This is a genomic window from Pseudomonas sp. LAIL14HWK12:I7, assembly GCF_000483465.1.
GTDB classification, from domain to species: Bacteria; Pseudomonadota; Gammaproteobacteria; order Pseudomonadales; family Pseudomonadaceae; genus Aquipseudomonas; species Aquipseudomonas kermanshahensis.
Genome location: NZ_AXYZ01000012.1, coordinates 81,625 through 105,443, shown reverse-complemented (window position 1 = coordinate 105,443; position 23,819 = coordinate 81,625). Strand labels below are relative to the sequence as shown.

15 protein-coding genes are annotated in these 23,819 nt (G+C 64.1%); 6 read left to right on the top strand and 9 right to left on the bottom strand.

Annotated elements, in window-relative coordinates; genetic code table 11:
* The first annotated feature begins 4 nt into the window (after nucleotides 1–4).
* Nucleotides 5–3,019 (top strand): dermonecrotic toxin domain-containing protein, encoded by a 3,015-nt coding sequence (locus D886_RS0112925; protein ID WP_027594333.1) that lies wholly within the window; start codon nucleotides 5–7, stop codon nucleotides 3,017–3,019.
* Here D886_RS0112925 and D886_RS0112920 read toward each other — a convergent pair.
* From D886_RS0112920 to glnE, 8 genes are all read right to left on the bottom strand, one after another.
* The gene (locus D886_RS0112920) at nucleotides 2,980–4,422 is read right to left on the bottom strand and encodes a lipopolysaccharide kinase InaA family protein (protein ID WP_027594332.1); all 1,443 of its coding nucleotides are present in this window, start codon (nucleotides 4,420–4,422) and stop codon (nucleotides 2,980–2,982) included. The genes D886_RS0112925 and D886_RS0112920 overlap by 40 nt on opposite strands.
* Complete coding sequence (locus D886_RS0112915; RefSeq protein ID WP_027594331.1) at nucleotides 4,422–5,174, bottom strand: lipopolysaccharide kinase InaA family protein; 753 nt, start codon at nucleotides 5,172–5,174, stop codon at nucleotides 4,422–4,424. The genes D886_RS0112920 and D886_RS0112915 overlap by 1 nt, the downstream gene beginning before the upstream one ends.
* Entirely contained in the window at nucleotides 5,171–5,905 is a 735-nt protein-coding gene (locus D886_RS0112910) for a lipopolysaccharide kinase InaA family protein (RefSeq protein ID WP_027594330.1), read from the bottom strand. The genes D886_RS0112915 and D886_RS0112910 overlap by 4 nt, the downstream gene beginning before the upstream one ends.
* Complete coding sequence (gene rfaP, locus D886_RS0112905) at nucleotides 5,905–6,711, bottom strand: lipopolysaccharide core heptose(I) kinase RfaP (RefSeq protein ID WP_027594329.1); 807 nt, start codon at nucleotides 6,709–6,711, stop codon at nucleotides 5,905–5,907. The genes D886_RS0112910 and rfaP overlap by 1 nt, the downstream gene beginning before the upstream one ends.
* Complete coding sequence (locus tag D886_RS0112900; RefSeq protein WP_027594328.1) at nucleotides 6,708–7,832, bottom strand: glycosyltransferase family 4 protein; 1,125 nt, start codon at nucleotides 7,830–7,832, stop codon at nucleotides 6,708–6,710. Before D886_RS0112900 ends, rfaP begins: the two co-directional genes overlap by 4 nt.
* Nucleotides 7,832–8,890, bottom strand: coding sequence for a lipopolysaccharide heptosyltransferase I (waaC, locus tag D886_RS0112895; RefSeq protein ID WP_027594327.1), 1,059 nt, complete (start codon nucleotides 8,888–8,890; stop codon nucleotides 7,832–7,834). The genes D886_RS0112900 and waaC overlap by 1 nt, the downstream gene beginning before the upstream one ends.
* Nucleotides 8,891–9,940 (bottom strand): lipopolysaccharide heptosyltransferase II, encoded by a 1,050-nt coding sequence (gene waaF / locus D886_RS0112890; RefSeq protein ID WP_027594326.1) that lies wholly within the window; start codon nucleotides 9,938–9,940, stop codon nucleotides 8,891–8,893. It lies immediately after the preceding gene.
* 173 nt (nucleotides 9,941–10,113) lie between these two features.
* Complete coding sequence (glnE, locus tag D886_RS0112885) at nucleotides 10,114–13,047, bottom strand: bifunctional [glutamate--ammonia ligase]-adenylyl-L-tyrosine phosphorylase/[glutamate--ammonia-ligase] adenylyltransferase (protein ID WP_027594325.1); 2,934 nt, start codon at nucleotides 13,045–13,047, stop codon at nucleotides 10,114–10,116.
* 383 nt (nucleotides 13,048–13,430) lie between these two features.
* On the opposite strand from glnE, the gene aceE reads away from it, so the two are divergent.
* The 5 genes from aceE (at nucleotide 13,431) to D886_RS0112860 (ending at nucleotide 22,216) form a co-directional block, all read left to right on the top strand.
* A complete protein-coding gene (gene aceE / locus D886_RS0112880) occupies nucleotides 13,431–16,076 on the top strand; it encodes a pyruvate dehydrogenase (acetyl-transferring), homodimeric type (protein ID WP_027594324.1) in 2,646 nt (881 codons plus the stop codon).
* A gap of 13 nt (nucleotides 16,077–16,089) precedes the next feature.
* Nucleotides 16,090–17,736 (top strand): dihydrolipoyllysine-residue acetyltransferase, encoded by a 1,647-nt coding sequence (gene aceF, locus D886_RS0112875; protein ID WP_027594323.1) that lies wholly within the window; start codon nucleotides 16,090–16,092, stop codon nucleotides 17,734–17,736.
* Nucleotides 17,737–18,097: 361 nt separating this feature from the next.
* Nucleotides 18,098–20,788 carry a bifunctional diguanylate cyclase/phosphodiesterase gene (locus tag D886_RS0112870; protein WP_027594322.1) on the top strand — a complete coding sequence of 897 codons (2,691 nt, stop codon included), beginning with the start codon at nucleotides 18,098–18,100 and terminating at the stop codon, nucleotides 20,786–20,788.
* A 132-nt stretch (nucleotides 20,789–20,920) separates the two neighbouring features.
* Nucleotides 20,921–21,589: a peptide-methionine (S)-S-oxide reductase MsrA gene (msrA, locus tag D886_RS0112865; RefSeq protein ID WP_027594321.1), complete on the top strand. Its 669-nt coding sequence runs from the start codon at nucleotides 20,921–20,923 to the stop codon at nucleotides 21,587–21,589.
* A 3-nt stretch (nucleotides 21,590–21,592) separates the two neighbouring features.
* Entirely contained in the window at nucleotides 21,593–22,216 is a 624-nt protein-coding gene (locus tag D886_RS0112860) for a glutathione S-transferase (protein ID WP_027594320.1), read from the top strand.
* Nucleotides 22,217–22,364: 148 nt separating this feature from the next.
* Here the strand turns inward: D886_RS0112860 and creD are convergent, their stop codons facing one another.
* Nucleotides 22,365–23,693, bottom strand: coding sequence for a cell envelope integrity protein CreD (gene creD, locus D886_RS0112855; RefSeq protein ID WP_027594319.1), 1,329 nt, complete (start codon nucleotides 23,691–23,693; stop codon nucleotides 22,365–22,367).
* Nucleotides 23,694–23,819: the final 126 nt, after the last annotated feature.

Here is a 23,819-nt window from a genome sequence, read left to right as displayed (position 1 = left end):
GGCCATGACACCGCTGCTGCGCCTCCAGTCGCTGGACAGCCAACTCGACGCACTACTGCCCCCCTTGCCGGGTGTGGAACACAGCCTCGACCAAGCCCTGAACACCCTGTTCCCCAACTCAGCGATCACCGCCCGAACCTTGTACTTCGGGCGCTTGCGCCTGCTGGACCTGGTCGGCTTTCACCTGTTCGACGGCGGCGCCTTCAAGCCACCGGCCGGTGCGCAAGCCCGACACGACGACCGCCCGCTCAACCTGCCAAGCGACTTCAACGCCCACATCGAACGCTTCTGCGCGACGCTTCGCCAAGACCTGCATGCGCGCCTGGCCAGCTATTGGCTGGCGCGTGACGAAAATGGACTGAGCCGGCAAGCACGCCTGGCCATCCTGCGCCGCGATCAACTGTTCACAGAGATGCGCTTGCGCAGCCACGACCAGACCTTGTCTGTGGAGCACGCCCGGTTGCTGACTACTTGCCTTGAATACCCACAGCCCTGGCAACGCCAGCACCTGCCCGCCGCCAGCCGCCCGCAGCTGTACCGCCCGTTGCTGTCGGGCTCGGCGCCCAACTGGCGCAGCCACTTGCCAGGCGTGCTGATCCTCACCGAGAACGGCCCGGAGGGCCGCTTGCTCGACGCGCAGGAACCGGTCGGGCGGGTGCTTTTGTGCAGCATCGTGCATGGCATCGAAGCGTTCGACAGCCTGGCCGCCTTGCACGTGGAATTATGCGAACGCCTCGAAGACCCGGTGCAGAGCGAACCGCTGACCCGGCTGCTGGTGGTGAGCGCAGACCGCCAACATGCCCACCGGGCCGAACGCCTGCGCTACGACTGGTTCAGCGAGGACCTCGCCGAGGCGCAGGCCCTGGCCATTCGCGAGGCCCATGGCAAGCGCCTGACCGCCGCTTGGCAGGCCGCCTGGGCGCAGGGCCTGCAACGCAGTATCGAACACCTCGACGCCCAACTGAGCAACGCACTGGACCTGCACCGCGAGCTCGGCAGCCAAGGTCCTGTAGCCACCCGCTATGGCCTGTTGCTGGAAAAGCACATGCCCGACTGGTTGCGCTCGACCTCGCAGCAAGGCGTTGCCCACATCATGCAAGCCATGCAAGAGCAGGTGGCGGCCATCAAGGCCGCCGCCGCGCCAGGCATCCTCACGTTGGAGCAGTTCAACCAACGCCACACCCTGCTGGCCTGGGTGCGCCAGCGGCTGCGCGAGTTTCTGCAGCAAGACCCCGGTATCGACACCGCACCGGAGCAGATCTCGATCAGCGTGACCCTGGCGCGCCAGGTCGGCCCCGTCAGCAACCCGCTCGACACCAGCGCCTACATCCCCGTGGCCAGCCGCCCGCACGCTGGCGGGACGATTGAACTGGTCAACCAAAGCTACCGGTTAGATGAACTGGCACTGCTCAATATCGCCTGGTTCGACGTCGATTACTGGCTGACCGCCCGCGTGCACCTCGACGCCGACCAGCCGCTGCCAGCCCTGACGCCACTGCGGGTCAAGCAAATCGTGCGGCGCCTGAATGCTGGTAGCGGCTACCAAGCCTACCTGCGAACCCAACTGCTCGAATCGCCCCATGGCCGCTGGCGCCAGCAGGCCTACGCGCACCTGAGCCGCACGCGCATGCACGCCGAAGCGGTCAAGGCGCGTTATGCCGGGCATTTTCAGCCGAGCACGCTCGAACAGGGTTATGGCTGGGCCGACTGCGTCATTCACTCACCCGACAGCCACAACCGGCCGCACCGCAACGAACAACAGGTGATCGCCCGGCAGATGCTGATCCAGGGGCAAACCCTGCAAGGTGTCGTGCTACTGGTCTCGCCAGAGCACTCTTACCGCATCGTGGTCTACAGCCCCGACGCGCCAGACCGCCGCCCCTGGCGTGAATACAACAACGCTCGGGCGCTGATCCGCGCCGTGCGCAGCGATGCGCAGTTGCGCCACTATGTGTTGCAACGCTTGCCGCTGGGCAACCGAAGAAGCCTGGAGGCACTGCTGGTACAGGGCCGCCTGGGCTCACACATCAGCTTGCAGACCATCACCGGCAACCTGTACGACGCCCTCTACCGCGCCGAGGTCAACACCCTGATGGCCCAAGCCAATGCCGTGACCCGCAGCAATCAAGAGCTGCTGGGGGAGTTTTCGGTCAATGTGCTCAGGCTGGTGCTGGATATCCTCACCCTGGTGCTGCCGCAGGCGGGCTCGACCGCACTGGCGTTCGGGCGCATGGGCATTTCCATCTGGGACGGTTTCGAAGCGCTCGACCGGGCCGACCATAACGGCGCGCTCCATCACGCAGTCGCCGCTCTTGGCCACGCCACCGCGGGGATCAACGACATGGCAGGCTCTGGGCTGATGCGCCGGGTCATGCGCGGCCTGCCCAAGCCGCCACCGGTGCCGCTGCCCCGGCATTACGAAGCGACCCCTGACGTAGCCAGGCTGCGCTACCGCATCGATGCGCTGCACGACGAGGCCGTGTACGAACAGCAGTCGGCGAGCCCCGGCCTGTCGCAGTACTACGTGAGGGATAACCTGGGCCGCTACTTCAATGTCACCTTCGACGGCACACGCTGGCGCGCCACCGACCCGAACCAGCCGAACACCTACCTGAAGCTGCCGATCAAGCGCTGCCTGGATGGCAGTTGGGTGGTCGACTCCCCAGTGCTCTGGTACGACGGGTTGCCGAATATCCAGCAACTGTTGGAAGACTGCCGCCTGTCCACCCCGTTACAAGGCACCGCGAGCGAAGACGATGCCCAGCTGATTCAGGACAACACCACGCTGTACCTGCAACTAGGCAGCCACCAGTTACCCGTGCGCCGCCATCTGCTCGCCGCTCACTACCACCTGGTACTGCCTGAGACGCTGCGCGGCGCGGTGCCCGCGTGGGCAGTGCTGCGCTGGCAGGATGCGCAATGGCGCATCCGCGTGCGCCAGACCGGCCGCAGCAGCAACTGGCTGGCGCTGCCGGCAGCTTATTCGGACAACCGCGGCAGCAACCGGTCCAGCCGCTGATGCAAGGCACTGTCACGCGGCCAGTTGCGCAGCAGCCGCGCCCGGTCACGGGCATAGGCCGGGGCGAAGCTGAGCTGGGTGGCGTGCTGGCACATGGCATCGAGGTCGATCAGCGACCACTGGCCGTTATCCCAGAACAGGTTATGGCCCTTGAAGTCGCCATGGCTGATGCGCTCGCGGATCAGTTGCTGCATGACCTTCACCAGCGCGTCGACCTGCTCTTCAGGTGCCTCGCCGTTTTCCACATAGGGCGCGAAGCACGCGGTCAGGTCCGGGCCATCGACATAGTCGGTGACCAGATAGGCACGGCTGCGCAGGCCCATGACACGCTCCTCTAGCACTGCCAGAGGGCGTGGCGTGGCGATGTCGAGAAATTCCAGGCGATGGCCTTCGATCCACGAGTGCCAGGCCCGGCTCGGGCGCCAGAAGCGCTTGAACCAGTGCGCAGTGTTCTTGATGTTGTAGCGTTTGAGCACCAGTTGCCGGCCATCGACCTCGATGCGGGCCACACTGGCGGCGCCACCGGTCTTGTACAAGTGGCCCTTGTCGATCAGCTCATCAGCGTGTTCCAGCACCGGCAGCATGGCCTGCACCTCAGCGCGGCGAATCGCCCGCAGGCCCGAAAGGCTGCGCTCGACGCTGAACAGCGAGCACTCGCGGCCGGCCTTTTCCAGGTAGTCCTTCTGGCGCCAGTTGCGCACCTTGTCCACCTGCTTCTGCAGCGCTTCGAGTGGCAGCGCGTGCTCGGCATTGGCCAACAGGTAATGCACCAACAGCTCTTCGATGAACGGCTCCAGGCGCTTGGGCAATTGGGCGAAGAACACGCCGAGGTTTTCCAGCACACGCGGGCGCGACAACTGCTGGCCCGGGGTCTCGGCCTTGATGCCCGCGCCGTCGATCAGGTACAGCTTGCCGCCATGGCGCAGCAGGTTGTCCAGGTGCAGGTCTTCCTGCCACAAGCCCTTGGCGTGCATCTGCGCCACCGCCGTCAGCGCCTCACCCAACACCGCGTGTTGCTCGTCTGCCAGTACCGGCAGGTGCTCCACGGCGGCCCAGGCATCGGCCAGGCTTTCGGCGCCATCCAGAAACGCGAACAGCAGCCAGCCGCCCTCGCCTTCCTTCAAACCATCGGCCAGCAGTTTCGGCGTGGTCAGGCCCTGCTCGGCCAGCCACTTGACGCCTTGCAGCTCGCGCTGGAAGTGCCGGGCAGCATTGCTGCCCACCAACAGCTTGGCCAGCACCGGCGTGCCGCGCCAGACACCAGCACCCACATAACGCTGGCCGGGCAGCACGCGCAGCAGGCTGAGCAGTTGCAGCTCGGCGCTGCCGGCGGCATCGGCCAAGCTCACGTTCAGGGGCAACGCCGGGGCGCGCCCGGCCTCTTTCAGTTCAGACAAACGCATCAGCGGGCCTCTTTTTCACGACGGCGTTGCGTCAGGCGTTGCAGCCAGGTGCCGACCAGCGTGCTGTCCGCCGGCTGCACCAGGTAGGCTGCCAGCAGGTGGCGCACATCCGCCTCGCTCCAGGCCCGGGCACGGCGCAACAGGGGCTCCAGGTCCTTGAGCCGGTCACGCATGCCGAACAGCAGGGGCCGGGTTTTTTCCAGGTCGATCAATTGGGCGTCCCAGCCTTCGCGGCGTTGCCGTAGGAAGATGTGCTTGGGGTAGAAGCAGCCGTGCACCTGGCCAGCGCTGTGCAGCGTGCGCGCCAACTGGCCGCAGGCCTCGAGGATGCCGTTGCGTTCGGCCTCGCCCAACTGCGGCCACTGAGCCAGCAGGCTGTCCAGGTCGGCCCACTCGTCCAGGGCACGGGTCATGAGGATCGCCCGGTGCTCGCCGGCCTGCTTGCGCTCGCCATAGAACACCGCTTGCAAGGCCGGAATGTGCAGCTTCTGGTAGCGGCTGATGTTGCGGAATTCGCGGGCGAAGGTTGGCTCGCCGAATGGCCGGTGCAAGGTACGGGTGAGGTAGTCGCTCTGGCGCTTGAGGTAGTAGCCCTTGCCTTCGAGTTCCAGGCGGAACACGCTGCTCCAGCCCCCACGCCCGGTGTTGGGCTCGTCCACGGCATCGAGCTGCAGCGCCCACAGCGCGTCGAAATCGTTCAAGCCGTGGCGTTTGAGCAGCGCGAGGTCCGCGCTGGCCAGGTAATCGGTCATTCCCTTCCCTCGAAAAAGCTCAGCACTTGGCGAATCCGCTGCTTGTCGCGGGCGTTGAGCCTGTCGCGACCACGGTATTGCAGGTAGAAACGCAGGCGCTGGGTCGCCGACAGGTGGTATTTGGCGACCTTGTCCAGGCACGCCAAGTCTTTGATCATCCGGTGCCGCCACATGAAGCCGCGCCAGAAGTCGCCGGTCGGGCAGTCGATGAAGAACAGCGTGCCCTGGTCGTCGACCAGCAGGTTGCGCCACTTCAAGTCGTTGTGGGCAAAACGGTGCTCGTGCATGACCCGAGTGTGGCGCGCCAGTTGGCGGCTGACGTGGTCGACCCAGGCGGGGTCAGCCAGGCGCGGGTCTTTGCGTTCGGCCAAGGCCGACAGGTCTTCGGTGCGCGGCAGCTCGCGGGTGATCATCGCCCCGCGGCCAAACGCCAGGCCCTTGCGCTCCAGGCCCCAGGCGACCACTTCGGCGGTGGGAATGCCCCACTTGGCGAACTGCTTGAGGTTTTGCCATTCGGCCTTGATGCGCGGCCGGCCGAGGTAGCGGCGCATGTGCTTGCCCGCCCCGGTGTAACGCTTGACGTAGTAATTGACGCCCTCGCGCTCGATGCGCACCACTTCACTGAGCGGGTCGCGGGTCAGGCGTTCACCCTGCAGGGCGAAGACTGCGTCAAGGCTGCCGAAATCCGCCGCCAGGTGTTCGTAGCCTGGCGCCAGTGTCCAACCCGCCATCAGAGTGCATCCCCATAGCGTTGTTTGCGGTCATAGAGTTTCTGCGCCTTGCGTTCCAGCCAGGCGAGCAACGCGGCCTCGTCGGCAAGCACTTGGCGCAGCGGGCGCTGGAAGTAGCCACGCAAAAAGCGCAGCTTGTCGCGCCGGGTCAGGCCGATGTCCAGCGCCGAGAAGTACAGCGCGGCCAGGTCTTTGTCACGCCAGCGGCGGCTGATTTTCGCCCGGGTCTGGGCACGGTGCAGGTCGATGACCGACAGTTTGAAGTCTTCTGGCGTCACCGGGCGATCGGTGTGCAGCAGGAAGTGGCAGATGTAGCAGTCGCGGTGGTTGACCCCGGCGCGGTGCATGCCGCCAGTCATCTTCGCCACTTCGGCGATCAGCGCACGCTTGAGGCGTGGCGCGGGCGGCTGCTTGACCCAGTCGATACTGAAGTCTTCCAGGCTGATGGTCGGCGCCAGTTCTTCGGTCACGATGAACGAATGCTGAGTGGCCGGGTTGCTGCCGCGCTCGCCATAGGCGACGGCGGTCATGGTCGGCACGCCGACCTCGTGCAGGCGCTGGATGGCTCGCCATTCCTGGCCGGCACCGAGCACCGGCAGCTTGGCGCTGAACAGGTTCTTGAAGATCTCACCCCAGCCGATGCCGCGGTGGATCTTGACGAAAAACCCCTCGCCCTCGACGACGGTGCGCAGCGTGCGGCGCCCTTCCAGCTCGCGGTACACCTCGCCTTGCAGCGCTTCCACGGCCTCGAAGGCATCACGCCCGGCCCACAAGCGCTTGAAGGGTTCGGCCAGTATCAGCTTCATGCGGTCTCCTGCCCCAGGATCACATCAGCAGCATGCTGCGGCATGCTGTACAGGTCGGCCGTATCGGCAAAGGCCAGGCCGTTGCGCGACCAGTCGGCACGGGCCTGCGGGTCTTCGAGCATGCGTTGCAGGTAGCCGTTGAGCTGTTCCTGTTCGAACGGCTCGTCCAGCACCAAGCCGCTGTCGGCTTCGGCGATGTAATGGGCATAGCCACACACCTTGGAAACCAGCACCGGCAGGCCTGCCACCAGCGCTTCGAGCAGCACGGTGCCGGTGTTTTCGTTGTAGGCCGGGTGGATCAGCAGGTCAGCGCCCAGCAGGAAGCGTGGGATATCGCTACGCCCCTTGAGGAACTGCACCTGGTCGCCCAGGCCGAGGGTGGCGCTCTGCAACTGGAAGACCTTGGGGTCGTCCTGGCCGATGACCATCAACCGGGTGCGCTTGCGCAAGGCCGACGGCAGCGCGGCCAAAGCCTTGAGGCTGCGGTCGACGCCCTTGGTCTTGAAGCCCGAACCGATCTGCACCAGCAGCAGGTCATCGTCGCCCAGGTTGAATTCCTGGCGGAACTCGGCGCGGATCTGGGCGGCGTTGGCCGGCGCCCGACGGTCCTGGGAAATGCCCGGCGGCAGCAGGTGGAAGCGTTCAGCCGGGGTGCCGTAGTGTTTGACGAACAGCGGCTGCTGCACCTCCGAGATCATCAGCACCTCGGTTTTCGAATCTTTGGCGAACACCGCCCGCTCGTACTCGGCAAAGTGCCGGTAGCGGCCCCAGCGCTTATAGAGGCCACCACGCAGGGTCTGAGCCTTGTCCTCGAAGCAGCCGTCGGCGGCGTAGTACACGTCCAGCCCCGGCATCTTGTTGAAGCCAATCAGGCGGTCGACCGGGCGCTTGGCCAGGTCGGCTTCCATCCAGGCGCTGAGCTTCTCGTTGCGGCGGTGGTTGAACAGCGCCTTGACCGGCGCCACCAGCACTTCGAAGCCAGGCGGAATGTCACCTTCCCAGATCAGCGTGTACACACGGATCTGGTGGCCCCGCTTCTGGCATTCCAGGGCAATGCGCATGAAATCGCGCTGCAGCCCGCCGAAGGGGAAATATTTGTAAAGCACGAAAGCCAGTTGCATCAACGAACATCCTCAGCCAGCAGCAGCGCGCTCAAGCGGCTCGCCACATGCTCGGGATTCAGGCGAGTGAAGCACAGCGGCCACTCGCGTTTGAGATCGAACCGGCGCAGGTCATCGGCGCTCGGCTTGTAGGTGCACTTTTTCTGCAGGCACGGCGCACAGGGGAAATCGCTGGCCTGGTGAACCTGGGCGCGGCCATAGGCGCCGGTCAGGCCCGGGTTGGTCGGGCCGAACAGTGAAATGGTCGGCACATCCAGCGCCGCAGCCAAATGGCCCAGGCCGGTGTCCACCGCCACGCAGGCCTTGGCCGCCGCCAGCACGCGGGCAACGCCGACAAGGTTCAACTTGGGCAGTACCTGGCAGTTATTCAAGCCCTGGGCGATACGTTCGGCGCGTGCCTTCTCGGCCGGGTTGCCCCACGGCAGGCGCACTTGCAGCTTGCGCCGGCCCATGCGCTCGGCCAGCTCGCGCCAGTAAGCCTCGGGCCAATGCTTGGTGGCCCAGGTGGTGCCGTGCAGGAACACCACGTAGGGCGCGGCGGGCGGCAATTGCAGGCGATCGAGGTCCAGGCCGTAGTTGCCGATGCCTTCCGGCAAGTCGTAGGCCAGGGCCAGGGCGAACAGCTGGCGCACACGTTCGACCGCGTGCTGGCCCGTGGCGACCGACAGGCGCCGGTCATAAAAACGGCTGGCCAGGCCTTCGCGCGCCGAGTAGCGGTCTAACCCTGCCACCGGTGCCTTGACGTAGCGGGTCAGCCAGGCCGACTTGACCAGGCCCTGGGCATCGATCACCAGGTCGTACTTGCGCGCGCGAACGCGCTGCTTGAACGCCTTCCACTCGCCGCTCTTGAGGGTCTGCCAGATGTTCTTGCGCCAGCGACGGATCGCCACCGGGATCACCTGGTCGACTGCCGGGTGCCAGCTGGGGATCTCGGCAAAGCCTTCTTCCACCACCCAGTCGAAACGAATGCCCGGTATCGCATGGGCGGCATCGGTGATCGCCGGCAGGGTGTGGATCACATCCCCCAGCGACGATGTCTTGATGATCAGTACCCGCACTTAGTCGACCTCGGCCACGGTATCGATCAGGTTCGGACCGCCCAGGCTGTGCAAGGCGGCGATGACTTGCTGCGGGTCGAGCAGGCGCAGGCAGTTGTAGTGGCCGAAGCGGCAGGTGCGGTCGAAGCACGGGCTGCATTCGATGCCGGTGCGCACCACTTCCACCTGCTCGGCCAGCGGCGGCGTGAAACCCGGCGAGGTCGAGCCATACACGGCGACCAGCGGGCGATTCAGCGCGGCCGCCACGTGCATCAGCCCGGAGTCGTTGGACACCACGGAATCGGCGCAAGACATCAGGTCGATGGCCTCGGCCAGCGAGGTTTCGCCGGCCAAGTTGTAGGATTCTTCACGCAAGCCCGGGATCAGCCGGTCGCGGATCTGCTCGCCGACGGGGTGATCGCTTTTCGAACCGAACAACCACACCTGCCAGCCCTGGCGGATCATCGCCTCGGCCACGGCGGCGTAGTGCTCGGCCGGCCAGCGTTTGGCCTCGCCAAACTCGGCACCGGGGCACAGCGCCAGCACCGGGCGGTCGAGTGCCAGGCCGAACTTGGCCAGGGCGGCGTCACGGCTCTGCGGTTCGATCTGCAGGCTGGGGCGTGGGTAAGGCTGAGGCAGCTCGGTGCCCGGCGCATAGGCCAGGGCCATGAAGCGCTCGATCATCAGCGGGTAGCGTGCCTTGTCCAGCTTGCGCACGTCGTTGAGCAGGCCGAAGCGCATCTCGCCGCGCCAGCCGGTGCGTTTGGGAATACCGGCAAAGAACGGCACCAACGCCGATTTCATCGAGTTGGGCAGCAGAATTGCCTGGTCGTACTGGCCGGCCAGGGACTTGCCGATGCGACGTCGGGTGGCCAGTTCCAGCGCACCGTGGCCAAGCGGGAAGCTCAACGCTTGGCGCACCTCGGGCATGCGTTCGAGGATCGGCCGGCTCCATTCGGGCGCCAGCACGTCGATCACGCAGTCGGGGTGCTGCTGTTTCAGGCACTGGAACAAGGTCTGCGCCATTACCATGTCGCCGACCCAGCTGGGGCCAATGATCAGTATTCTCATGCTTAGTCCAGAAACGCTCGGGGAGGCTACAGGCTGCGGTACAGCCTGGCCTCCCCTCTTTATATTCAGGCTATGTGGCGTGCAGTGTACCACCGGTGGTGAGGCATGGACCTTTGGGGCTGCTTTGCAGCCCTTCGCGGCACAAGGCCGCTCCTACAGGGGCCCCAGCGGTATCAAGTCAAACCCAGCTCGCCCCAGATCCGCCGCACCTCGCGGCGTTCATCGGCAAACTGCGCCGCATCGATCACCCCGGCCTGCTTCTGCAGGGCCTGGCGGTGCGAGGCAGAACGGAACGCCTTGTACACTTCACGCAACAGCACCGCGTCACTGGCCGGCATCAAACCTGCCTGCTCCAGCTCTTCCAGAATGCGGATGTTATCGGTCCATCGGAGTATGGCCGGGTGGTCGTGAGACCAGGCCAAAGCCGCGTATTGCACCATAAATTCGATATCGACGATACCGCCGGCATCCTGCTTGATATCGAAGGGTACACCGGCCTCGAAGGCATTGGCTGCGGTGCCGGCAGCCGTGGCCTTGGTGCCGAGATTGCCGCGCATCTTGGCGCGCATCTCACTGACTTCGGTGCGCAACGTCTCAAGGTCACGGGGTTGGCCCAGGACGTTGGCGCGCACGCCTTCGAACGCCGCGCCCACCTGTTTGCAGCCGACCAGCACACGCGCACGCACCAAGGCCTGGTGCTCCCAGGTCCAGGCCTCCTTCTGTTGATAGCGCTCGAAGGCACCGAGCGAGCTGACCAACAGCCCCGAAGCGCCGGACGGGCGCAGGCGCATGTCCACGTCATACAGCTGGCCAGAGTTGGTCTGGGTGGTCAGCAAGTGGATGATGCGCTGGCCCAGGCGGGTAAAGAACTGCGCGCTGTCGATCGGCTTGGCGCCATCGGTTTCGGCCTGGGGGTCGCCATCGTGAATGAACACCAGGTCCAGGTCCGAGCCATGGCCCAGTTCAAGCCCACCGACCTTGCCATAACCAATGATGATGAAGCCCGGATCGCACAGGCTGCCGTCGCTGCGCTTGGGCTGGCCGTGGCGGGCTACGGTCTGGCGCCAGGCCAGGGCCAGCACCTGGTCGAGGATGGCTTCGGCCAGCCAGGTCAGGTAATCGCTGACTTTCATCAACGGCAGGTTGCCACTGATTTCCGAGGCCGCCACACGCAGGCTGTGGGCCAGCTTGAAGTGGCGCAGCGCCTCCATCTGCTGTTCCAGGTCGTCTTCGGGGATGCGCGTCAAACGTTCGCGCAGTTCGCTGGCCAGCTCCGGCGCCAATGGCGGGCTGAATAGCCGGCCCTCGTTGAGCAACTCGTCGAGCAGCAACGGGTAGCGCGCAATCTGCTCGGCGATCCAAGGGCTGGCCGCGCACAGGGTCAACAGGCGGCGCAAGGCACCCGGGTTTTCGGTGAGCAGCACCAAGTAGGCCGACCGCCGCGCAACCGCTTCGACCAGCGGCAGCACGCGTTCAAGCACCAGGTCAGGGTCTTGGTGCTCCACGGCCTGGGCCAAGAGCCTTGGAATAAAGGCGTCCAAACGTTCGCGTCCAATGCGCTGCATCGAGCGCAATTGCGGGCTGCCCCGCAACCCGGCGAGGCGACGCAACGCATCGGCGGGTTGTTTGAACCCGGCTTCTTCAAGCTGACGACAGGCGGCGTCTTCATCCTGCGCCTGCTCCCACAGCGGCGACCATTCGCCACCGACCACCAGTTCGCCCTCGCCGTCCTCATCATCCGGGTCGGCAATCACCTGGCGGAAGTGCCAATCGACCCGGCCGCGCCAGTACATCAATTGGTCATGGAAGCCCTGCCAGTCGGCGAAGCCGAGGATGTAGGCGACCCGCGCCTGGTCAATTTCGTTGTCCGGCAGCATCTGCGTCTGGCGGTCGGCGATGGCCTGGATAGCGTGCTCGGTATAACGCAGGAATTCGTAGCCTTCGCGCAACTCGGCCACCACCGCGGGTGGCAGGTAACCTTGCCCTTCGAGGGTCGCCAGCACCTTGAGCAAGGGCCGTTGCTGCAGGCTCAGGTCTCGCCCGCCATGAATCAGCTGGAAGGCCTGGGCGATGAACTCCACCTCGCGGATGCCGCCAGCACCCAGCTTGATGTTCTCGGACATGCCCTTGCGCCGTACCTCCTGCTGGATCAGCTGCTTCATGGTGCGCAGGGCTTCGATGGCCGAGAAGTCCAGGTAACGGCGGTAGACGAACGGGCGCAGCATCTCTTGCAACTGAGCGCCTGCCGCCTGGTCACCGGCCACCACCCGCGCCTTGATCATGGCGTAGCGTTCCCAGTCGCGGCCTTGGTCCTGGTAGTACTGCTCCAGGGCATTGAAGCTCAGCACCAGCGAACCGGCCGAACCGTAAGGGCGCAGGCGCATGTCGACGCGGAACACGAAACCGTCGACGGTGACCGGGTCCAGGGCCTTGATCAGGCGCTGACCCAGGCGGGTGAAGAACTCCTGGTTGTCCAGCGAGCGCTTCACCCCTTCAGTCTCGCCGCCCTCGGGGAAGGCGAAGATCAGGTCGATGTCCGACGACAGGTTCAGCTCCACCGCCCCCAGCTTGCCCATACCCAGCACCACCATGTGCTGCGCCAGGCCGCTGCGGTGGCCGATGGGCGTGCCGAACTGCTGGCAATGGCGTGGGTACAGCCATTGATACGCTTCGTCGATGGCGGCGTCGGCAAGGTCGGACAGGTCACGGCAGGTTTCGCCCAGCTCGGCCTGGCGCGTAATGTCGCGCCAGATGATGCGCAACTGCTGGCGATTGCGCTCGCGCCGCAGGTTACGCGCCAGCTCGTCTTCGCTTTGCGCTGCCTGGGCCACTGCGGCGATCTGCCCGCGCAACTCGCCGGGCGCATAGCGGCGGTCCAGTTCACCACTGGCCATCTGGGCGAGCAGCATGGCCGGTTCGCGCTGGGCCAGGCCAAGGACGAAGTCGCTGGCGGCAGCAACTTGGTCAAACTGTTGCCGATGGGCCGGGCTGCAACCGTTCAGGTCGAGTTCGGGGTGGCCAGCCACAGCTTCGCTGAGGAACTGCTGATTACGAGCGACCAGCGGTTGCAGGGTGGCGGGCAGATCGAGCGGCAAAGGCAGGCGCATGGACTATCCTTGATCGGCGTGAAAGAGAGGGGTAAAGGCGGCCAAATGGAAGGCGGACCACGGTTGGACTGTCATACAAAAGTTGGAAATAGCTGAAAAAAAGCAATCACTGGCAAAAAACATCAAGAATCACCCGTTCGCGACACATCGCCAACCAACATGAACGTTTTTCCCCACAAGCCGGGGTGCGACCAAAAGCCGCATTTGTGTAGTTTTACTACTACCCCGACTGTCTAAAAGCATGAAATGCGAATGCATTTGTAGTAAAACTACACGGCGCCGGATCACACTCCGGTAATCCAAGAATTCACGACGTCTGCCCATAAGGCCAGTCGCAAACTCAGGCAATCGATTCTGGTTGCCTTTCCGCCCTGGAGCAAGCCATGCAAGACCTCGATCCAATCGAAACCCAGGAATGGCTGGATGCCCTGGAGTCGGTCCTCGACAAAGAAGGCGAAGACCGCGCTCATTACCTGATGACCCGTATGGGCGAGCTGGCCACCCGCAGTGGCTCCCAGCTGCCGTATGCGATCACCACGCCATACCGCAACACCATCCCTGTCACCCACGAAGCACGCATGCCTGGCGACCTGTTCATGGAACGCCGCATTCGCTCGTTGGTGCGTTGGAACGCGCTGGCCATGGTGATGCGCACCAACCTGAAGGACTCGGACCTGGGCGGCCACATCTCCAGCTTCGCCTCCAGTGCCACCCTGTACGACATCGGCTTCAACTACTTCTTCCAGGCCCCGACCGAAGAACACGGCGGCGACCTGGTGTTCTTCCAGGGCCACGCTTCGCCAGGCGTTTACGCCCGTGCCTTCATGGAAGGCCGCATCAGCGAAGACCAGATGAACAACTTCCGTCAGGAAGTGGACGGTAACGGCCTGTCTTCGTACCCGCACCCATGGCTGATGCCTGACTTCTGGCAGTTCCCGACCGTTTCGATGGGTCTGGGCCCGATCCAGGCGATCTACCAGGCGCGCTTCATGAAGTACCTGGAGGCCCGTGGCTTCATCCCGGCCGGCAAGCAGAAGGTCTGGTGCTTCATGGGCGACGGCGAGTGCGACGAGCCGGAATCCCTGGGCGCAATCGCCCTGGCTGGCCGCGAGAAGCTGGACAACCTGATCTTCGTCATCAACTGCAACCTGCAGCGCCTCGACGGCCCGGTTCGCGGCAACGGCAAGATCATCCAGGAACTCGAAGGCGTGTTCCGTGGCGGTGGCTGGAACGTCAACAAAGTCGTCTGGGGCCGCTTCTGGGACCCACTGCTGGCCAAGGACACCAACGGTGCCCTGCAGCGCCGCATGGACGAAGTCATCGACGGCGAGTACCAGAACTACAAAGCCAAAGACGGCGCGTACGTGCGTGAGAACTTCTTCAACACCCCAGAGCTCAAGGCCATGGTCGAAGACCTGTCCGACGAAGAGATCTGGAAGCTCAACCGTGGCGGCCACGACCCGTACAAGGTCTACGCGGCTTATCACCAGGCGGTGAACCACAAAGAGCAGCCGACTGTCATCCTGGCCAAGACCATCAAGGGTTACGGCACCGGTGCAGGCGAAGCCAAGAACACCGCGCACAACACCAAGAAGGTCGACGTCGACAGCCTGCGTCACTTCCGTGACCGCTTCGACATCCCGGTCAAGGATGCTGACCTTGAGAACCTGCCGTTCTTCAAGCCGGAAGAAGGTTCTGCCGAAGCCAAGTACCTGGCCGAGCGCCGCGCTGCCCTGGGTGGCTTCGTGCCGCAACGTCGCGCCAAGAGCTTCAGCGTGCCGACCCCATCCCTGGAAACGCTGAAAGCGATCCTGGACGGCTCGGGCGACCGCGAAATCTCCACCACCATGGCCTTCGTGCGCATCCTGGCGCAGCTGGTCAAGGACAAGGAAATCGGCCAGCGCATCGTCCCGATCATCCCGGACGAAGCCCGTACCTTCGGTATGGAAGGCATGTTCCGCCAGTTGGGCATCTACTCGTCCGTCGGCCAGCTCTACGAGCCAGTCGATAAAGACCAGGTGATGTTCTACCGCGAAGACAAGAAGGGCCAGATTCTCGAGGAAGGCATCAACGAAGCCGGCGCCATGTCGTCGTTCATCGCTGCCGGTACCTCGTACAGCTGCCACAACCAGCCGATGCTGCCGTTCTACATCTTCTACTCGATGTTCGGCTTCCAGCGTATCGGCGACCTGGCCTGGGCCGCTGGCGACAGCCGCACCCGTGGCTTCCTGATCGGCGGTACCGCCGGCCGTACCACCCTCAACGGTGAAGGCCTGCAGCACGAAGACGGTCACAGCCACATGATGGCGGGCACCATCCCGAACTGCCGCACCTATGATCCGACCTACGGCTACGAGCTGGCGGTGATCATCCAGGACGGCATGAAGAAGATGACCGAAGAGCAACAGGACATCTTCTACTACATCACCGTGATGAACGAATCCTACCAGCAGCCAGCCATGCCGGCCGGTGTCGAGGAAGGCATCATCAAGGGTATGTACCTGCTCGAAGAAGACACCCGCGAAGCCGCGCACCACGTTCAGCTGATGGGCTCCGGCACCATCCTGCGCGAAGTTCGCGAAGCGGCGAAGATCCTGCGTGAAGAGTTCAACGTCGGTGCCGACGTGTGGAGCGTCACCAGCTTCAACGAACTGCGTCGCGACGGCCTGGCCGTGGAACGCGCCAACCGCCTCAAGCCTGGCCAGAAGCCTCAGCTGACTTACGTCGAAGAATGCCTGAACGGTCGCAAAGGCCCGGTCATCGCCTCCACCGACTACATGAAGCTGTTCGCCGAACAGATTCGCCAGTGGGTGCCGAGCAAAGAGTTCAAAGTCCTGGGTACCGACGGTTACGGTCGCAGCGACAGCCGCAAGAAGCTGCGTCACTTCTTCGAAGTTGACCGCCACTTCGTGGTGCTGGCTGCCCTGGAAGCCTTGGCTGACCGTGGCGAGATCGAACCGAAAGTGGTGGCTGACGCTATCGTCAAGTTCGGCATCGATCCGGACAAGCGCAACCCACTGGACTGCTGAGGAGTATTTTTAAGTGAGCGAACTCATTCGCGTACCTGACATCGGCAGCGGTGAAGGTGAAATCATCGAGCTGTTCGTCAAGGTCGGTGACCGTATCGAGGCTGACCAGAGCCTGCTGACCCTGGAGTCCGACAAGGCCTCCATGGAGATCCCGGCCCCTAAGGCCGGCGTGATCAAAGAGCTGAAGGTCAAGCTGGGCGATCGCCTGAAAGAAGGCGACGAGCTGCTGGTGCTGGAAGCCGAGGGCGCTGCGGCGTCCGAGGCGCCAGCCGCCGCACCTGCGCCTGCCGCTGCGCCGGCCGCCGCTGAAAAGCCGGCCGCCGAAGCTGCGCCTGCGCCTGCTGCAGCCCCGGCTGCCGCCAGCGTGCAAGACATCCACGTGCCGGACATCGGCTCGTCGGGCAAGGCCAAGATCATCGAAGTGCTGGTCAAGGTCGGCGACACCGTCGAAGCCGACCAGTCGCTGATCACTCTGGAGTCCGACAAGGCCTCCATGGAGATCCCATCGCCTGCTGCTGGCGTGGTCGAAGAAGTGCTGTGCAAGCTGGAAGATGAAGTCGGCACTGGCGACCTGATCTTCAAGCTGAAGGTTGCTGGCGCAGCGCCGGCTGCCGCACCGGCTCCGGCCGCTGCTGCACCGGCCAAGGCTGAGGCTGAGGCTGCGCCTGCTGCCGCACCTGCCGCTGCCGCCCCGGCTGCTGCCCCTGCTCCGGTCGCTACCGCGCCGGCTGCTGGCAACAACGCCAAGGTTCACGCTGGCCCAGCCGTCCGTCAGCTGGCCCGTGAATTCGGTGTCGAGCTGGGCGCTGTCGCGGCCACCGGCCCGCATGGCCGCATCCTGAAAGAAGACGTGCAGGTTTACGTCAAAGCGATGATGCAGAAGGCCAAGGAAGCCCCGGCAGCCGCCGGCGCAACCGGCGGCGCTGGCATCCCGCCAATCCCTGCCGTGGACTTCAGCAAGTTCGGTGAAGTGGAAGAAGTGGCCCTGACCCGCCTGATGCAGGTCGGTGCCGCCAACCTGCACCGCAGCTGGCTGAACGTGCCGCACGTAACTCAGTTCGACTCCGCCGACATCACCGAGCTGGAAGCCTTCCGCGTTGCGCAGAAGGCCGTGGCCGAGAAGGCTGGCGTCAAGCTGACCGTGCTGCCACTGCTGCTCAAGGCCAGCGCATTCCTGCTCAAGGAAATGCCGGACTTCAACAGCTCGCTGGCGCCAAGCGGCAAAGCGATCATCCGCAAGAAATACGTGAACATCGGCTTTGCCGTGGACACCCCGGATGGCCTGCTGGTCCCTGTGATCAAGAACGTCGACCAGAAGAGCCTGCTGCAACTGGCTGCCGAAGCCGCTGCACTGGCCGAGAAGGCGCGCACCAAAAAGCTGTCGGCCGACGACATGCAAGGCGCCTGCTTCACCATCTCCAGCCTCGGCCACATTGGCGGCACCGGCTTCACGCCGATCGTCAACGCGCCTGAGGTGGCGATCCTGGGCGTTTCGAAGGCAACCATGCAGCCAGTCTGGGATGGCAAAGCCTTCCAGCCGAAGCTGATGCTGCCGCTGTCGCTGTCCTACGATCACCGTGTGATCAACGGCGCTGCCGCCGCGCGCTTCACCAAGCGCCTGGGCGACGTGCTGGCGGATATCCGCACCCTGCTGCTGTAAGGCGGCACGCTGCCCCTCGCAAGAGGGGCAGTACCCTTTTCGAGCTGCCACGCTCGTACCTCAACCCCGTCATTTGGCGGGGCTTTTTTTTGCCTGCGGCTCACACCTCACCGTTTTTTTTGTAGGAGCAGCCTTGTGCTGCGAAAGGGCGGGTACCACCGCCAACATTTGCAGCGCCTGGCAGGGCCTCTTCGCAGCACAAGGCTGCTCCTACAAGGGGTGCGCCTATAGTTTGTGGTACCTCTGCCGATAACCCGTACACAGCATCACACATGGCCGCTTGCCAGCCCTCGGGACATGATGCAACCTTGCCAGATACGCCGCCGACCAGGCCGTGTTTCCCTCTTCAAGCGAGTCTTCGATGAAAAGCCAACCCGATGCCGCCAGCCGTGTGGCGGCCGAGGTCGTCACGCAGCTACCCGTGCCCTCGCGGCTCGGCATGCTGCGTTTCGAAAGGCTCAACGAAGCCACCTGGGCCATGCTCTACCTCGACCCCACCTGCGAACGCCAGTTCGGCCTGCAGGCAGGCGAGCTGTGCGCCTTGGTCGATTCGCCCTATGCCAGCCTGATGGAACCCGAAGCCCGCTACAGGCTGCACGACGAAATCCAGTCGCAGCTTGCCCGGCGTGGCTACTACCGCGTGCGCTACACCTTGCATGCCCCTGGCGCGTCACTGCGCCTGCTGGAGGCCGGGGAAGCCTACAGGCAACACAACCGGCAACTGCTGCGCGGCTACCTGAGCGTACTCGACGACCCGCCCGAAGACGCCGCCGACCCCGACGCCAGTGACCTGGAATCGCGCAACAACCGCCTGCAACTGGCCCTGCAGCTCAACCAGCGCGCCCAGCAAGAACAGCTTGAACACCTGGAGCGTGTGCGTGGCCAGCAAGACCTGATCCTGCGCCTGGCCCGCCAGCGTTACAGCGCAGAGAACTCGCTGCTCGAAGCCGCCGAGCTGATCACCCAGAGCGCCTGCGAAATCTACAAGGTCGACAGCGCCAGCATCTGGCACCTGGAAGGCCAGCGCCTGGAGCCGATCAGTGCCTGGTACCGCCACGAGCAGGAACATCGCCTGCCCGAAGCCATCGATGCCAGCCACTTTCCCGACTACCTCGACGCACTGCACGCCAGCCGCGCCATCGACGCTCATAACGCCAACCACGACCCGCGCACCCGCGCCCTGACCCAGAGCCTGTGCCCCGACAACAAAGCCATGCTCGATGCCAGCGTGCGCGTCGATGGCCAGGTAATCGGGGTGTTGTGCCTGGAGCAGAGCGGCCAGCCGCGGGCCTGGCAGTCCGATGAAATCGCCTTTGCCGGTGAGCTGGCCGACCAGTTCGCCCAGGTCATCACCAACCACAACCGACGCACTGCGGCCAGCGCCCTGCACCTGTTCCAGCGCGCCGTGGAACAAAGCGCCAGTGCCTTTTTGCTGGTCAACCGCGACGGCGTGGTGGAATACGTCAACCCAAGCTTCACGGCGATCACCCAGTACAGCACCGATGAAGTGCAGGGGCGCCAACTGGCCGAGCTGCCAGCCCTGGAAAACCTCAGCGAGTTGCTGTTCGATTCGCCGTCGAGCCTGGCCATGGGCAACAGCTGGCAAGGCGAATTCAAGAGCCGGCGCAAAAACCTCGAGCCCTACTGGGGCCAACTGTCGATATCCAAGGTGTATGGCGACAACCGTGAGCTGACCCACTACATCGGCATCTACGAAGACGTCACCCAGACCAAGCTGGCCCAACAGCGCATCGAGCGCCTGGCCTACACCGACAACCTGACCAACCTGGGCAACCGCCCGGCGTTCATCCGCAGCCTCGACGAGCGCTTTGCCCGTAACAGCGAGAGCTCGATGTGCCTGCTGCTGGTGGACATCGACAACTTCAAGCGCATCAACGACAGCCTCGGCCACCAGACCGGCGACAAGCTGTTGGTGAGCCTGGCTCGCCGCCTGCGCAACAGCCTCAGCGCCGGTGGCATCCTGGCGCGTTTCGCCAGCAACGAGTTCGCTGTGCTGCTCGACGACACCCGCCTGGAAGACGGCCAGGACGTCGCCCAGCAGTTGCTGCACACCCTCGACAAGCCGATGTTCGTCGACAACCAGCTGATCAACGTCACCGCCTCGGTGGGCCTTGCCTGTGCGCCGCTGCACGGCATCGACCCGGCGAGCCTGATGAAAAACGCAGGCCTGGCGCTGCACAAGGCCAAGGCCAACGGCAAGCATCAGGTGCAGGTGTTTACCGAAGTGCTCAATGCCGAGGCCAGTTACAAGCTGTTCGTCGAGAACAACCTGCGCCGCGCCCTGACCCAGAACGAACTGGAAGTGTTCTACCAGCCCAAGCTGTGCCTGCGCAGCGGCCGCCTGCTGGGGTTGGAAGCACTGCTGCGCTGGAACCACCCCGAGCGCGGCATGATCCGCCCGGACCAGTTCATCAGCGTGGCCGAGGAAACCGGCCTGATCATCCCCATCGGCAAGTGGGTGGTGCGCCAGTCGTGCCGCATGAGCCAGCAACTGCGCGAGGCCGGCCTGGGCAACTTGCACGTGGCCATCAACCTGTCGCCCAAGCAATTCTCCGACCCGGACCTGGTAGCCTCGATCAGTTCGATCCTCAAGGAAGAAGCGCTGCCCTCGCACCTGCTGGAGCTGGAGCTGACTGAAGGCCTGCTGCTGGAAGCGACCGAAGACACCCACCGCCAACTCGACGAGCTCAAGGCCTTGGGCCTGACGCTGGCGATGGACGATTTCGGCACGGGCTATTCATCGTTGAGCTACTTGAAGAAGTTTCCGATCGACATCATCAAGATCGACCGCAGCTTCATCAACGAAATCCCGGATAACCAGGACGACATGGAAATCACTTCGGCGGTGGTGGCCATGGCCCACAACCTCAAGCTCAAGGTGGTCGCCGAAGGGATCGAGACCCCAGCGCAGCTGGCGTTTCTGCGCAGGCACCGGTGCGACGTGGGCCAGGGGTACCTGTTCGATCGGCCGATTCCGGGGCGTGAACTGGCCGAGCGACTGAAGCGCTATCCGCGCGGTCCAATGGCCTGACAGCAGCGTTAACCTCGGGCACTATAGAGCCCATTCGGGCCCTTTTGCAGCAGTGCGCGCTCCCTGTAGGAGCAGCCTTGTGCTGCGAAGGCCTCACCACCAATCCAACTGAAAAAACACAGAGGAACGGCCATGGTCCTGCGTTCGGAAATCCTGGTGAACAAAAACGTCATGCCAACCGCGGAGCAGGCCCTGCCTGGCCGCGAAACGCCAATGTCGCTGCCCGAGTTCCACTATGTGTTCGAAGGCACCCCCCTGCTCGGCCCCTTCTTCGAAGGTGCCATCGACTTCGCCATCTTCGGCCTGGGCTGCTTCTGGGGCGCCGAGCGCCGCTTCTGGCAGCGTGAAGGCGTGGTCAGCACGGTGGTCGGCTATGCCGGCGGCTTCACCCCCAACCCCACGTACGAAGAAGTCTGCTCGGGCCTGACCGGCCACACCGAAGTGGTGCTGGTGGTGTTCGACAAGGACAAGGTCAGCTACCGCGAGCTGCTGGCCATGTTCTGGGAGCTGCACAACCCGACCCAAGGCATGCGCCAGGGCAACGACGTCGGCACCCAGTACCGCTCGGCCATCTACTGCACCTCGCCGCAGCAACTCGAAGAAGCCAAGGCCAGCCGCGACGCCTTCCAGGCCGAGCTGAACAAGGCCGGTTTCGGTGAGATCACCACCGAGATCGACCAGGCCCCGACCGTGTACTTCGCCGAGGCCTACCACCAGCAGTACCTGGCCAAGAACCCGGACGGCTACTGCGGTATTGGCGGTACCGGTGTGTGCCTGCCACCCAGCCGGCAGGGCAACTGAACCATGGCCACGATGACCCTGTTCCACTCGCCGCTGTCGCCCTTCGTGCGCAAGGTCATGGTGGTGCTGCACGAGACCGGCCAGCTTGACCGCGTCACCCTGCAGCCGGTGAACATCAGCCCCGTGAGTGGTGATGACCAGCTCAACCAGGGCAACCCGATCGGCAAGATCCCGGCCCTGCGCCTGGATGACGGCACGGTGCTTCACGACAGCCGGGTGATTTGCGAGTACCTCGACCTGCAGCACGTCGGCCTGCCCTTGCTGCCGCGTGAGGGCTCGGCGCGCTGGCGGCGCATGACCTTGGCGTCGCAGGCCGATGCGATCATGGATGCGGCGGTGTCGAGCCGCTATGAGAGCTTCCTGCGGCCTGAGGACAAGCGTTGGGATGGCTGGCTCGAGGCGCAGGGTGACAAGATCCGCCGCAGCCTGGCCAACCTGGAACAGGAACATCTGGCGGAGCTGATCTCGGGCTTTGATCTGGCTGCCATTGGTGTTGCCTGTGCGCTGGGTTATCTGGATTTGCGTCAGCCTGAATTTGGTTGGCGTGAGCGCCAGCCTGGGCTGGCGGCGTGGTATGCCGAGGTGATCAAGCGGCCGTCGATGGTTGCCACATCTCCTGTGGCCTGACGGGCCTCTTCGCAGCACAAGGCTGCTCCTACACGGTAGCGCGCGTCCTGTAGGAGCAGCCTTGTGCTGCGAATGCCTTACCTCGGTATCACAGGAAACAACTGCCCAATCCTGCGTGCCAACCACCGCCCGATTTCTCTGTCCTCCCTCATGCCGCCCTCCCCACCCGCGCCCAGTCCAGCCGCCGGGTCAGCACCATGAACACGCCCAACAAACCAAAGCACAGCAACGACCCCATCAACAGCGCGTAGTCCTCGGCGCTGAGCAGCCCATAAAGCATCCCGTACAACGCCGCTAACCCCGCCGCAAACCCAACCCCACGCCCCAGGCTGCGCAGCACGTGGCTCAGGTAGAAGCCAATCAGCAACACACAGGCTGAAGCCGACAGCCCATACGCCGGGCCAAAGCCGATGTGTTCGGACATCGACAGCAACAGCAGGTAGAAAAACGCCAACGCCACACCCACCAGGATGTACTGCACCGGGTGCACGCTGAGGTTCTTCAGCACCTCGAACAGGAAGAAGCCGGCAAAGGTCAGGGCAATGAACAGCAGCGCGTATTTGATCGCCCGCTCGCTCTTCAGGTACTGATCAACCGGGTCGACAAAGCTGACGCCAAAGGTGCGCTCGCTGAAGTCCTCACAGTGCCCGGCCGTGGCGCACTGGCGCAGGGCATCTTCAAGGTTGGTGGCGAAGAACGACGTCTGCCAGTGGGCAGTGAAGCCTTGGGCATCGATGTCGCGACGGCTGGGCAGGTAACTGCCGATGAAGCTTGGGTGCGGCCAGTTGGCGTGCATATCCACACTGCTGGTACGGCCAACCGGCAACACCTGCAACTGGCCAGTGCCTTGCAGCGCCAGGTCGAAGCCGTAGCTGAACTCCCGCGCTTGCAAGCCATCCAGCCCTGGCACGCTGGCATGCACGCCACCGCGCATCCAGTCGAGCCCGGTCCCCGCTTCAAAGGGCAACTTGCGCTCGTCGAGCGTCAGCTCCAGGCCATTCTCGATGCCACGAATGTCGCTGATGCCCACCACCAGAAAGGGCTTGTCGAACCGGTAGTCTTCAAAATCCTTGTCGATGCCCCAGCGTTCGGGGAGCTTGAAGCGGCCACTGATGCGGCCTTTGGCGTGAAACAGCCGCGCCTGGTAGATGCCGCGTGAGCGCAGCTCGGTGTCGACACCCAGGTCGGCCTCGAAGGTTTCCGGCAGGAAGTACAGGTGGCCGGCGATGCTGCTGGTCTCCTGGGTACGCTCGCCGTCCTTGTCGATCCAACGGCGCTGGTACTTGCGGTACGGCACCACCAGCAGCGGGCCACTGAGTTGCTGGTCGAAGCTGGCGCTCTGGGCGATGTCACGCACCACGCTGTCACGCAGGGTCTGGCGCTCGTCGATGAGGCCGTTGATCATCAGCAGCGGGATCAGCAACAGCACCATCAGCAGGGCAATCATGCCGAGCTTGAATCCAAGGGTCTTGTTCATAGGGCCTCCTTTGGCAGTGGGCGCAGTGTCTGCGCCTTGCGTGGAGACCTTGGGGAGACTGTGTGGAGATTGTGTGTACTTCAAGGGCCCTATCGCCGGCAAGCCAGCTCCCACAGGTACAACATA